This is a genomic window from Nocardia vinacea NBRC 16497, from assembly GCF_000308835.1.
GTDB classification, from domain to species: domain Bacteria; phylum Actinomycetota; class Actinomycetes; order Mycobacteriales; family Mycobacteriaceae; genus Nocardia; species Nocardia vinacea.
In genome coordinates this window covers 13841-26549 of sequence record NZ_BAGN01000122.1, presented here as the reverse complement: position 1 = coordinate 26549, position 12709 = coordinate 13841, and the positions used below count along the sequence as shown (strand labels likewise).

Genomic DNA, 12709 nt, shown 5'->3' with positions numbered 1-12709 from the left:
AATTGTATTGTCCATATGCAACCACACCGGCGACGGTGGTGGATGTGGACAGGACTCTATACAACGCGAAAATCGTGGTCGTGGGCGGCGGCATCGGAGGCGTCGCGGCCGCGCTCGCGCTGGCGACCAAGGGCGCCGAGGTAACAGTCCTCGAACAAGCTCCGAAGTTCGGCGAGGTCGGTGCTGGGTTGCAGATCGGACCACATGGTTCGCGAATTCTGTCGAAGTGGGGACTGTTGGAGCCCGCGCTGGCGATGGGCGTACTCCCGAAGAATCTGGTCTTCCGCGACGCCCTGACCGCCGAGTTGCTCACGACCGTCGACCTGGGTGAAGACTTTCGAAACCACTACGGTGGACCGTATTTCGTCATTCACCGCAGCGACCTACACCACCTGCTGGTCGAGGCAGCCCAGACCGCAGGCGCGCAACTCGTCACCGGTGTCACCGTGCAGTCGGCAGTCACCAACGGCGACCACGCCATCGTCAGTAGCACTGATGGGCGAACCTGGCATGCGGAGGTCGTCCTCGGCATGGACGGCCTGAAATCAACACTGCGCCAGAACCTTTCCGACGATGATCCCGTTCCTTCCGGCTATGTCGCCTACCGCGGCACCCTCGCCGTCGACCAGGTGGATCTCGCCTACGATCCCGACGATGTCGTGGGATACATCGGACCCGGCTGTCACTTCATCCAATATCCGTTGCGCGGCGGCACGATACTCAACCAGGTAGGCGTCTTCGAGTCCCCGGCCTTCAAGCGCGGCGCTACTGAGTGGGGCGGTCCGGACGAACTCGCGAACGCCTATACCCACTGTCATCCGAACGTGCGCGAAGGCGTCGAGCATCTCTGGAAAGATCGCTGGTGGCCGATGTTCGACCGCGAGCCGATCGACAACTGGGTCGATGGGCGGCTCATTCTGCTCGGAGACGCGGCGCACCCACCGCTGCAGTACTTGGCCTCGGGCGCGGTCATGGCCATCGAAGACGCCGATTACATCGCGGAGTACGCCGCACGCCGCTGCCCGGAGCTCGGAAACGAAGGCTGGCCCGTCATCCTCGCCGAAGTCAACAAGCACCGAGCACCCCGCTGCAATCGCATCCTGACCACCGGTCGCATGTGGGGCGAACTCTGGCATTTCGACGGAACTGCCCGCCAGGTCCGCAATGAACTGTTCCGGACCAGGGACACAAACAGTTTCAAGTACACCGACTGGCTCTGGGCCTACTCCCCCACCTACAGCTGATCCGGAAGCAACGATGAACACACCGGACAAAGTTGATTCGCCCCGGCCTCAATGGATTCCGACCGATCGTGACATCTCCGAGGCGCGAATCACCGATTTCGCGAAGTTCGCGACAGCCCGAACCGGAGTCGAATTCCCAGATTACGCCGCACTGTGGCAGTGGTCGGTCGAGGATGTTCCCGGCTTCTGGACGACCATCTGGCAATACTTCGACCTGGGCACGTACCCGGGTACGGCTTTGTCGCAGGCGGAAATGCCTGGCGCACAATGGTTTCCGGATGTCCGGCTGAACTATGTGGACCGCATACTCCGGCAGGCGCGAACGGACCGGCCAGCGATCGTATCGATCGATGAAAACGGCACGACGACCCCGATGACCTGGGATGAAATGCTCAGTCGGACATCCGCACTCGCAGCGAAATTGCGGTCGCTCGGAGTCCGTACCGGCGATCGAGTTGTCGGCTACCTGCCGAACATCCCGGAGGCAGTCATCGCCTTCCTTGCGACGTCCAGCGTAGGTGCGGTCTGGAGTGCCTGCGGCCAAGACTATTCAGCGAAGGCGGCGTTGGATCGATTAGGACAGCTCCGTCCTGTCGTATTGGTCACCGCGGACGGGTATCGATACGGCGGCAAGTCGCACAACAAGATCGCCGACATCGCCGAGCTGCGCGCCGGACTGCCGGAACTGCGCGCCACCGTCGTCGTGTCGACTATCGAAGAGACGGTTCCGGATGCTCTGGATTGGCAGGACATCACCCGAAACGGCGGCCGACTCGAAACCGACCAGGTCTCGTTCGACCATCCCCTGTGGATCCTGTATTCGTCCGGAACCACCGGCCTGCCGAAAGGCATCGTGCACGGCCATGGCGGCGTATTACTCGAGCATCTGAAAGCCATTGCCCTGCAGTCGGATATCGGCCCGCAGGATACCTTCTTCTGGTACACCAGCCCGAGCTGGATGATGTGGAACTATCAGATCGCGGGCCTGCTGGTCGGCGCCACCATCGTCTGCTACGCGGGCAGCCCAGCGCATCCGAGGCCGGATGCGCTATGGGAGATGGCGGCCAGCACCCGAGCAACAGTGCTGGGGACGAGTCCGGGATACATACTCGGGTGCATGAAGGCGGGCGTGGCCCCCGGAGAAGACCACGATCTATCGACACTGCGATCGATCGGAATCACGGGCGCCGCGCTGCCTGCGTCGTCATCGATATGGTTGCGCGACAACGTCGGAGCGCGCATCCAAGTCGCCTCCATCAGCGGCGGCACGGATGTGGTTTCGGCGTTCATCGGTGCTGTGCGAACTGTGCCAGTGTGGCCAGGTGAAGTATCCGCCCCCTTCCTGGGCGTGGCGTTGGATGCTTGGGACCAGCACGGTTCTCCTGCGCACGGCGACGTCGGCGAATTGGTCATCAAGAAGCCGATGCCATCGATGCCCGTGGCGTTCTGGAACGACCCCGACGGATCCCGTTATCGCAGCGCATATTTCGAGATGTATCCCACTGTGTGGCGCCACGGCGACTGGATCACCATCACCGACCGCGGCAGCATCATCGTGCACGGCCGCTCCGACTCCACCTTGAACCGCAACGGTATTCGGATGGGAAGCGCGGACATCTATCAGGTGGTCGAACACATCCCCGAGATCAGCGAAGCCCTGGTCATCGGCGCCGAGCAACCCGACGGGGGATATTGGATGCCGCTGTTCGTGGTGCCCGCTCCGGGGTGCGAATTCAGCCCTGATCTGGTCGAGCGGATCAACACCGAGATACGTACGAAACTTTCGCCTCGTCACGTTCCCGACGAAATCATCGCCGCACCCGGCGTTCCGCACACGCGCACCGGCAAGAAACTGGAAGTACCGATCAAAAGGCTGCTGCAAGGTGCCGATCCGGCCCGGGTGGTCGACCGCAGCGCAGTCGACCACCCGACGCTCCTCGATTGGTACGCCCGACTCCACCTGCGCGAGTCAGTGCGCGAGCGTAGATCTCATCCCGTCAAAAGAGCCGAGTAGAACCGTGACCAAAAACTTGAAGTCCGCGCGTTCCACGACTGCGGACACCGACCGTGTCCAAAGCGTTCAGAATACCGTCCGCAGCATCATCACCGACGTTCGCCAACGTGGCGACCTCGCAATACGCGAATACTCCAAGCAGTTCGACAACTGGGCACCGGCGAACTTCGCACTGAACCACGACCAGATCGACGCCATCATCGCCACGGTTCCGGACCAGGTGCTCGCCGACATCCGAACCGTCCAAGATCGGGTACACACCTTTGCTCGGCATCAGCGGAATTCCCTGGCCGACTTCGAGATCGAGACCGAACCGGGAGTATTGCTAGGGCAGAAGTCGATTCCGGTCGGCTCCGTCGGAGCATACGTGCCTGGCGGCCGCTATCCGCTCGTCGCGTCGGCACATATGACGGTGGTGACAGCGAAGGTCGCGGGTGTGGAACGCGTTACCGCGTGCACTCCGCCCATCCGCGGCGAGATCCCTGCGGCGACCGTCGCCGCACTACATCTCGCGGGCGCCGATGAGATTCTTCTGCTCGGTGGCACGCAGGCGGTTGCCGCGATGGCGGTGGGGACGGAGTCCATCGGGAAGGTCGACATGCTCGCAGGACCGGGCAACGCCTACGTCGCCGAGGCCAAGAGACAGCTGTTCGGCACGGTCGGAATCGACTTATTCGCCGGCCCCACCGAGGTCCTCATCATCGCCGACGAACATGCCGACCCGCTCGTGGTGGCAGTCGATCTGCTCAGTCAGGCCGAACACGGACCCGATTCACCCGCCGTCCTCATCACCACGTCCGAAACCCTCGGACAGAGCGTGATCGCATTGATCGAGAAACTCCTGATCGACATGCCCACCGCCGACTTCGCTGCGCCGGCCTGGCGCGACCACGGTGAGATCATCGTCGTCGAAAACCTCGAGGCCGCATACGTTCTCGCCGATAGCTATGCCTGCGAGCATGTCCAGATCCTTACCCGCAATCCACGCGAAGCGTTGGACAAGATGCGCAACTACGGTGCGCTCTTCTTGGGCGAGGGAACCTGTGTTTCTTACGGCGACAAGGTGATCGGCACCAATCACACGCTGCCCACCGGCGGTGCCGCGAATTACACGGGTGGTCTCTGGGTCGGCAAGTACCTCAAGACGGTCACCTACCAGGAAGTCACCGATCCCGCCGCCAGTGCGGCCCTCGGCCAACTGTGCGGCCGCGCCGCACGAGTGGAATCCTTCGAAGGACACGCACGATCCGGCGATATCCGGGCACACAAGTTCGGCGGAGCCTCGCTGTCATGGATCCACTGACCCAGGCGAGTTTCGGCGCTCTCAGCCTTGCTGGTCGGCGTGCGGTGGTCACCGGGGCGGGCAGGGGAATCGGGCGCGCGGTTGCGGAGAAGCTGGCGGCCAGAGGTGCGGAAGTCGTCCTGATTGCCCGCAGCGCTGAGGAGATCGAAGAGCTCGCATCGTTGATCGGTCGAAACGGCGGGAAGGCGTTGGCGGTACCTGTCGACGTCACCGACGACCATGCGCTCGAGAGCAGCTTCCAGGAACTCGGCGCGCTCGACATTCTGGTCAACTCCGCGGGCACGAATCGGCCCAAACCGATGCTCGACGTTACGGTCGATGATTTGGATACGCTGCTGAACCTGAATGTCCGCGCGGTATTTCGTGCCACGCAACTATTCGTCCGCCAGGCTATGGACCGGAACGCAACCGGCGTCATCGTCAACGTATCGAGCCAGATGGGTCATGTGGGAGCTCCGGATCGCACACTCTACTGCGCTACGAAACACGCGGTCGAAGGACTGACAAAGGCGCTTGCCGTCGAACTGGCACCTGCGGGCGTCAGGGTTGTTTCGGTGGCGCCGACCTTTATCGAGACACCGATGACGCGCCCCTTCCTTGACGACCCGCAGAGCCAGAAGACACTTATCGACAAGATCCCGATCGGTCGTATCGGAACAGTCGAGGAAGTTGCAGAAGTAATCGCGTTCGTCGCATCGCCCGCCGCCACCCTGATCACGGGTAGCAGTGTGCTGGCCGACGGTGGATGGACAGCCCAGTAACTCATCCGAGAATAGAAATCCTTTCGTGTTCAAGGAATATCTCGTACTGACCAGCAGAGATCCGCGCAGGAATATCGAATGCCAGGATTATGTGATCGATAGGCACGCAATAGCCGTACTGCGTCACCATGCGTTCGAAGGCGTTTTCCGGAGATACATCATTAACCGGACAGTTCAGCCCGACACGGCTTTCACGCGGCACACTCTCTATGCTCAGCGAACGGAAGTTCCGATGATCGTTGAACACGTCTGCGACGACGCGACGTTGTTCCGCAAGGCGCTTCAGAACGAAGATCACAAGGCGGCGACAAAGCCTGACGAAGAGTACATTGCCAGCGAGTTCCTCAGCGGGCCACCGATGGCGATCGAGATGGACGAACGAGTGGTGCTGTGCGAGTCGCACGTCAGCCGCTATCGCGTGTTCGATTTCCTCGTGCGCCGTCCCGAAGTCGATCGGTCCGAACTTCTCACCTGGATAGACCACGAGGCAGAATTATTGGCCGGCTCGAATGAATTTCGATCAATAGCTTCGAGAAGGGTCCACAACATTGCCGAAAGTGGTGCCGCCCTTTATGCCGAGAGCGGCGGCACCGGCGCGTCGACCGGCCAAGACTATGGCGCGATTGTCGAGACATGGGTCGATTCCTTACAGGATTTCTCGACCGTGCTCCCGTCGATGATGCATCGGTACGATAATTACGTAGATCCTGCGGCGAGCTTTTCGGTCGTGACCACCGAGCACGTATTGATCACCGACCAATCCTAGGCCACGCTGAACGACCGGGGGCCGGGATGTGCCATGAACGAGCACGGTCCGCCCCTCGGCCGGGCGGGGGCAGCGCGCAGGTCAGTCTCACCGACCGGCGCAACCGTTGGGTCAACGCGTGCCGAGATGCCATCGCTGCGGAACCGACCAATCCCACTGCGTCAGTGGAAATTTCGAGCGCTTGTACTCTTCATCGGCATGGGTTGCCCCACAATGGACGGAGCCCAGCGCGACATTCCGCAGTTCAGGTACTGCCACGAGTTCGCGATAATTCGATCCATTTCACACCGATGCGCGGTTACTTCCTGCGTTGGAAACGCTCTGCGGCACGGCATGGTCAAGAATCACAATCTCGGTTTCCGCTGGCGCCAGGTTCCGCAGCAGAGCGCAATGCATGTTCTGGTGGACCGGAGCGAGGCCCGCCTGGTGGATCGGCACGGCTACCCGCGGCGCCAGTGTCCGCAACCAGTCGATGCCCTCGCCGATCTTCATCCAGGGACCACCGATCGGGAGCAGCAGTACGTCCACCGCAGCACGGATTTCATCGAACGCGTCGCCCGGGTGCAGCAAACCGCCGTTGACGATGTAGCCGTTGTTCGGTGTCGTCGGAACCGCGGAATGGATGCAAGCGTGTTCACCGCCTGTCACCTGGATATCGATACCTCGCAGTGACAGCTTTTCACCGGGTGTGACGACATGTATCCGGTCCGCTGCGATTTCGGCTCGATCGGCGAGCGCGGCGTGGCTGGCGGCGCCGAGGACGAGTTCGGCTGTGGGGTTGTCGGACAGAAGTGTGACGAGTCGATCAACGTCCAAATGGTCGGGATGAGCGTGTGTGATCAGTACGAGGTCGATCCCGCGCACGCTTTCGAAGTCCAGTGAATACGTCCCGGGATCGAACAGGACGCGTCGGATGCTGTCCCCGACCGTTATGTCGGCCAGTACACAGGCGTGACCGTAATGTGTGAGATTCATGCTGCTAATGCCTTCATCTGGTGGGTGATCAAGGGTTCACGACAGTCATCCACATGGGATGGTCGCGTTGCTGCATCTGCTGGACCGCCGTGCCCGTGTCGACGAGCGCAAAGCGCTGCGTGATCAGTTCCTCGGCGTCGAGAACGCCGGTCTCGAGTAGTTTCAGCACGTCCAGAGCATCGTTGCGGGTGCAGGCGCGTGTTCCGATGAATCGCCAGCAGTTGACCATCAAACCCAATGGCGGCACCGGAATCGGCGTGGTGTTGCCTCCCATATGGGCGATCACACCCCCGGTTGCCAAGGCGGTCATCGTCTGGCCGGTTGCGGGGCCGGTGGGGATGTAGTCGATCACCGCGTGCGCGCCCTCCGGCGCCAGCCCGCGGAGACGCTGGGTGAGGCCGCCGTTCGATTCCCAGTCCGCTGGAAGTTCTTCGAGCGCAACGGTATCGACGTCGACCCCGCGGGAAAGCCGTGTTACCGAATCCAGCCGGTCTGCGCTGCGCGCCACCAGAATCAGTCGGCCGACACCGAAGTGCTCGGCCAGCTTGATCGTTGCGGTGCCCATGGTGCCGGTCGCCGCGGTAACGATCACGGTCGCGCCCAGTGGGAGATCGGATAGTTTCAGGATGCGCACAGCGTTGGCCAAGTCGTGTACCTTCGCCCCGACATCGAAGCTGACGTTGTCGGGCAGCGGGTCGATCAGCCAGTGCGGCACGCGCACATATTCGGCGAGACCGCCGTTGTGGTATCGCTCGTAGAGCGGCATCGGCACGCTGCTGAACGCGGCGTGGCCGATCATGGCCTGTTGGGCGCACATCATGTCGCGGTCGGTACGGCAGTAGACGCAGTTGCGGCAGTTCAGGTTCGGATGCACCCGGACGCGATCACCGACGGTGATGCCGGTGACCTGAGTACCGAGCGCGGCGATGGTGCCTGCGGCCTCGTGTCCCAGGGTTGTGGGGAGATGCTTGAACGCCCCCATTGCCAGCAGTGACATCATCCCCGGTGCCAATCCCGCGGAGAAGACCTTCACGATCACATCGTCGGGGCCTGGTTCGGGCACCGGAATCTTTTCTACTACAAGGCGGTTCGCGTCGGCGTGGGCTCGTGCCGCGAGCATGCTCATGCTCGGTTCCTTTCGATCGCTGCGGCGAGCCGCTCGGGTGAGAACGAGTCCGCGGTCCGATCGGTCTCGGCGATCTGCGGCAGTTCGAGATGCGATTGCAAGCTAATGTGTGTGGACGACTCGTCGGCGATGCTGGCATGCGCGACGCCGAGCGGGATTCGCACGAAGTCGCCGGGCCGGAGTTCGACGATGCCCCGCTGGGTCAGCAACGTGCGGGTGCCGCGGATCTGATACTGGATCTCGTCGGCGTCGAGCGTGCGCCGGTATCGCCGGATGCCACCCGCCGGATTCACGGTGACGGTTCCCAGACGGACCGTCGACGCGGTGTAGAGCCAGCTGTAGCCGATATCGTCGCTGATCGACAAGACCGTCATCCGGTCGGACTCGGAGTGCACGCGGTCGAGCAACAACGTCTCGTCCGTTGGAAAAACGGCGATGTCGTGTCCGGGTGTCCCCATGCACTGGGTGACCGCCTCGTTGACTTCCCCCGGCTGCCAACCCGCGAACGGCGGCGACATCGGCTGCGAGGTCCGCACCGGTGGGGCCAGCTCCTCGACAGGCGCGGGGATGTAGAACAACAGATGGCTCTCGGTGCGACCGTAGTTGTCGTGGGCCACACCGCGCGTGATCCGGGAGAACTCCCCCGGCCGGTGCTCGACGATGCCGAGTTCAGTCATCAATGTGCGTTCACCGTCGATCTGGTAGGAGATCTCGTCGACATCGCAGTTGCGGTGATAGAACGGCTGCCGATTGTCCATGGTCTGCCATTCGACGCGGACCTGGGCATTCTCGTAGACGCCACGCGGCGGGGCGAAAGGCTGCGCCCGGTACTCCGGTGGGTAGTGCACGACGGGCAGGGGTTCCTGGTCTCGCCATAGCTTGATCGGCATCTTGCTGGGATACGGGGGCGCCAGCAGCAGCTGCTCGTCACGGTCGATGCTGCGCAGCGGCCTATCGGATCCGATGATCATGACGTCTTCGACTACGACGCTCATGGAGACCTCCTCGTCTCGATTGGGGTTGTGCCCCAGAGATATTCAGCTGTCAGTGCGCCCGGATCAGGTTGCGGATCGACCCGACACCGTCGATCTCGACACTGACCTCGTCACCGTCCTTCAGGAACAGCTGCGGGTCGCGCCGATAGCCGACACCGCCCGGAGTGCCCGTCAGGATCAGATCGCCAGGACGCAACGTGGTGAATGTGGAGATGGTGGCGATAAGTCGCGGGATCGAGAAGATGAGCATCGACAGATCCGACTCCTGGACCGTCTCTCCATTCAGGACCGTCCGGATCCCGGCATGATCCAGATCGACCTCACCCGGAGTCACCAGATAGGGGCCGAGGGGAGTGCTGCCATCCCATGCCTTGCCCTGCATCCACTGATGGGTTTTGTACTGGAAGTCGCGCATCGTGATGTCGTTCGCGACGGTGTAGCCCAGTACATGGTCGAGCGCATCGTCTTCGGAAATCCGGCGCCCGCCACGGCCGATCACGACCGTGAGCTCACCTTCATAGTCGACCTGCGACGATTCCGGAGGCAGCACGATGTTGTCGAAAGCGCCGAGCAAGCTGTCGGCGTACTTCGCGAACAGGACCGGATAGGTGGGCAGCTCACGTTTCGACTCGGTGACGTGCTCACGGTAGTTGAGTCCGACACAGAAGATCTTCGACGGGTTCGGCACCACCGGCAACAGCCGCACCGAGTCGATGTCGACGGCGCTGTCGGTCATGCGAGTCGCGGCAGCGAGAACATCCAGGTCAATTGCCGCGCCGATTTCCTCGAGCCCGTTCAACGGCACCAGAGTCGATCCCTGCACCTCGCCGACCTGTCGCTGTCCGCCCTGCTCATAAGTCGCATATGCCATTGCCTATTTTCCTTCGCTGGTGTGACGCCACGAGGCGAGCTGGCCGCCCCAGAGGTTGACGGTGTTGGGGATCGGCTTCCAGCGGCGCGGCACGTAGGTGACGCGGTCGTCGTGGAACTTCTCCATCTCCGCCGACAGTTCGATGTGGTTACCGGCGGGGTCATCGAAGAACACGAACAGGTTGTTGCCCGGACCGTGTCGCCCTGGACCCCATGTGACATCGACGCTTTCGTCGGCCAGGCGATCGCACCACGCCTTGAAGTCGGCCCACTCGAATAGATCGAAAGAGTAGTGGTCGATGTCGCCGCCGCTGCCGACATTCACCACTGCAAGGGTGTGGTGGTCGCGGTCGCTGCGCAGCCAGGCGAAGCGGCCGTCGTCGAGCTGATCGGAGATGCGGAAGCCGACAACGTCAACATAGAACCTGGCCATTGCCTCGACATCATCGGTGCCGAGGGTGATGTGCTGATACTTGATCGGCCTGCGACCGGTATCGGCGGCCATCTCACCTTGTCGCTGGACCGTGGTATGGAAATGGACCTCGGTACCGTGCGGATCGGCGACGGCGATGCCATGCGAGTCGCCGACGGCAGCATCGATATGAACCGAGTCGAGCTCGCTGACGGTGTAACCCGCGGCGGTCAGGCGCTTGGCGATACCTTCGACGCCTTGGGGATCGCGGACCTCGAAACCATAGTGGCGCAACCCTTTCTGCCCCTCGACCAAGTCGATGACATGGTGTCCGGCACCCCATCCGAGCCGCAGTCCACCATGGGCGAGTTCCTCGTGCACCACCAAGCCGAGCACGCGACCGTAGAACTGCGCCGTGGCAGCCACATCCGGTACGGAGAATCCGATGTGCGACACCGCTGTTCGTGTCAGAGTCCCCGCCGCATCACGTTCCGCTAGCACGATTCGCTGTGGTTTATCCATGGCTGAATGCCCTCTCTGTAGAAGAAGTCGCCGCCGATCCGGGTGTCCAAGCCAGGACTCGGGCAGCGATATCGGTCGAGTCCTGCGGTGCCCATGCGGCCGCGACGAAATGGTCCGGCCGGATCAGCACGAACCTGCCCTGGTAGCGGAAGAACTCGCGAACCAGCGCACCGTCGACGTCGATGAGTACGCGTTGAGACGTCCGCGGCAGATTTTCCCGGGTAACCACGAGTGCATGACGAGCAGCCAGTGCCTCGGAGATGGGTTGTATTGCAGCCCAGTCGGATTCGGGGACATCGACACCGATCACAGCCCAGCCGTCGCCGAGTACTTCATCGAGGCGGCGCAGGTCGTGAGCGACCGAGTCGAAGACAAGCGGCTGACCGATCGGTAGTCCCACATCGTCCGACCCGCCGTCAAGAACCACCAGGCCGGCGGTGTAACGCTGTCCAGGCCGGTACCGCATCTGCTCGAGGTAGGCGCGGCCCTCATCGGTCTGCAACGCTCGCCGCACGGCGTCGTCTCGACGGCGGGCCAGCCCGGGCGACGTGGTCATCACCACGCGACCGAGCCGTTCGGACATGCGCACCGTCGCCAGCGCGTGCGGCGCGCGTTCGGTCTGATAGCTGGCCAGCACCGACTCATCGAGCCGACCCGCGAGAACGTCGGCGACCTTCCAGGTCAGATTCGCCGCGTCGCGGATTCCGGAGTTCAGGCCCTGCCCGGCGAAAGGCGGCATCATATGCGCGGCATCGCCCAGCAGAAGAGACCGTCCGATCATCCACTCGTCGGCGACGACAGCGTTGAACCGATAGTTGACCGCACGCTCTACCTGATGCGGCTCGATCAACCGGTAACGCGCGACCAACCGCTGGATGAGCTCGAACGACGGCTGCTCCCCCGCCGCACCCTCGCCGTCGAAAAGCCGGAACTCGTAGCGACACCGCCCATCCAGGCCCGGTACGACGACATACGGCCTTTCCGGATCCCCGTGATGCATCGCGAACCGCTCGGTGTGTGGATCATCGAGAGTGTCGACCACCAGCCACACATCCGAATAGCTGCGGCCCGTCATGTCGATGCCCTGCAGCAATCGAGTCGCCGAACGTCCGCCGTCACAACCGAGCACATAATCGGCGTCGAGGAAGTGCTCCACACCAGCGGATTCCACCCGCATACGCATACGGTCGGGATGCTGCTCGAAACCGGTCACCCGGGTCCCGAAGCGCAACAACACATTTGGTGCTGCCGCCAGGGCGGACACCAGTGCGCGCTCGAGATCGGGCTGGGCAAAGGGATTCTTGAATGGATATCCAAAGCGCAAAGGCTCGGATCCCCGCGCATGAAACAGCACATCGCCGTTGCGGTCGTAGTAGCAGGTTCCGGTGCCCGGGACCACGATCGGCAGGATCTTGTCCACGATCCCGGCCTGCTGGAACACCCGCAGCGATTCGTCGTCGATGCTGATCGCCTTCGGCTCATCGCTGGTGGTTTCGTTCTGCTCGAGCACCATCACGTCGACACCGCGGGCAGCGAGCAGTGCGGCGGCCGTGAGGCCTACCGGCCCCGCGCCACATACCGCGACATCCACTCTGCCCAGCGACTGCGTTGACGCCACGGACTCACCTTTCGACCTCGGAAACCGATACGACCACAGTAGGATGGTGTCCTGTGCAATAAAAACAATGTCCTGATTTACAGGACCTATCTACATTTGGGAG

General features: G+C 62.4%; 11 protein-coding genes. 5 read left to right on the top strand and 6 right to left on the bottom strand.

All coding sequences use genetic code 11. The features are described 5' to 3' along the window. The first annotated feature begins 44 nt into the window (after positions 1–44). The 5 genes from ON44_RS16695 to ON44_RS16675 are packed head-to-tail and all read left to right on the top strand — an operon-like array spanning position 45 to position 6088. Positions 45–1244 carry an FAD-dependent monooxygenase gene (locus ON44_RS16695; protein WP_040691198.1) on the top strand — a complete coding sequence of 400 codons (1200 nt, stop codon included), beginning with the start codon at positions 45–47 and terminating at the stop codon, positions 1242–1244. Positions 1245–1257: 13 nt separating this feature from the next. Further along, positions 1258–3258 carry an acetoacetate--CoA ligase gene (locus ON44_RS16690; RefSeq protein ID WP_051182105.1) on the top strand — a complete coding sequence of 667 codons (2001 nt, stop codon included), beginning with the start codon at positions 1258–1260 and terminating at the stop codon, positions 3256–3258. Positions 3259–3262: 4 nt separating this feature from the next. Then, complete coding sequence (gene hisD / locus ON44_RS16685; RefSeq protein ID WP_040691019.1) at positions 3263–4561, top strand: histidinol dehydrogenase; 1299 nt, start codon at positions 3263–3265, stop codon at positions 4559–4561. After that, positions 4549–5322 carry an SDR family NAD(P)-dependent oxidoreductase gene (locus ON44_RS16680; RefSeq protein WP_051182104.1) on the top strand — a complete coding sequence of 258 codons (774 nt, stop codon included), beginning with the start codon at positions 4549–4551 and terminating at the stop codon, positions 5320–5322. Before hisD ends, ON44_RS16680 begins: the two co-directional genes overlap by 13 nt. A gap of 25 nt (positions 5323–5347) precedes the next feature. Further along, positions 5348–6088 carry an EthD domain-containing protein gene (locus tag ON44_RS16675; RefSeq protein ID WP_157187188.1) on the top strand — a complete coding sequence of 247 codons (741 nt, stop codon included), beginning with the start codon at positions 5348–5350 and terminating at the stop codon, positions 6086–6088. A 282-nt stretch (positions 6089–6370) separates the two neighbouring features. Here the strand turns inward: ON44_RS16675 and ON44_RS16670 are convergent, their stop codons facing one another. The 6 genes from ON44_RS16670 to ON44_RS16645 are packed head-to-tail and all read right to left on the bottom strand — an operon-like array spanning position 6371 to position 12606. Further along, positions 6371–7063, bottom strand: coding sequence for an MBL fold metallo-hydrolase (locus tag ON44_RS16670; RefSeq protein ID WP_040691015.1), 693 nt, complete (start codon positions 7061–7063; stop codon positions 6371–6373). Between the two features lie 28 nt (positions 7064–7091). Beyond that, on the bottom strand, positions 7092–8189 hold the full coding sequence (locus tag ON44_RS16665) for an alcohol dehydrogenase catalytic domain-containing protein (protein ID WP_040691012.1): 1098 nt from the start codon (positions 8187–8189) through the stop codon (positions 7092–7094). After that, positions 8186–9184: a cupin domain-containing protein gene (locus ON44_RS16660; RefSeq protein ID WP_040691010.1), complete on the bottom strand. Its 999-nt coding sequence runs from the start codon at positions 9182–9184 to the stop codon at positions 8186–8188. Before ON44_RS16660 ends, ON44_RS16665 begins: the two co-directional genes overlap by 4 nt. A gap of 49 nt (positions 9185–9233) precedes the next feature. Continuing rightward, complete coding sequence (locus ON44_RS16655) at positions 9234–10055, bottom strand: fumarylacetoacetate hydrolase family protein (protein ID WP_040691008.1); 822 nt, start codon at positions 10053–10055, stop codon at positions 9234–9236. A gap of 3 nt (positions 10056–10058) precedes the next feature. After that, positions 10059–10922, bottom strand: a complete 864-nt coding sequence (locus tag ON44_RS16650; RefSeq protein ID WP_218007587.1) for a VOC family protein — start codon at positions 10920–10922, stop codon at positions 10059–10061. Positions 10923–10980: 58 nt separating this feature from the next. Continuing rightward, positions 10981–12606, bottom strand: coding sequence for a bifunctional 3-(3-hydroxy-phenyl)propionate/3-hydroxycinnamic acid hydroxylase (locus ON44_RS16645; RefSeq protein ID WP_245567191.1), 1626 nt, complete (start codon positions 12604–12606; stop codon positions 10981–10983). Positions 12607–12709 lie beyond the last annotated feature (103 nt).

Excerpts from the sequence above, each read along its gene's own strand:
- ON44_RS16690 (WP_051182105.1), top strand. The coding sequence starts at position 1,258 with ATGAACACACCGGACAAAGTTGATTCGCCCCGGCCTCAATGGATTCCG.
- ON44_RS16670 (WP_040691015.1), bottom strand. The coding sequence starts at position 7,063 with ATGAATCTCACACATTACGGTCACGCCTGTGTACTGGCCGACATAACG.
- ON44_RS16655 (WP_040691008.1), bottom strand. The coding sequence starts at position 10,055 with ATGGCATATGCGACTTATGAGCAGGGCGGACAGCGACAGGTCGGCGAG.
- ON44_RS16665 (WP_040691012.1), bottom strand. The coding sequence starts at position 8,189 with ATGAGCATGCTCGCGGCACGAGCCCACGCCGACGCGAACCGCCTTGTA.
- ON44_RS16660 (WP_040691010.1), bottom strand. The coding sequence starts at position 9,184 with ATGAGCGTCGTAGTCGAAGACGTCATGATCATCGGATCCGATAGGCCG.
- ON44_RS16680 (WP_051182104.1), top strand. The coding sequence starts at position 4,549 with ATGGATCCACTGACCCAGGCGAGTTTCGGCGCTCTCAGCCTTGCTGGT.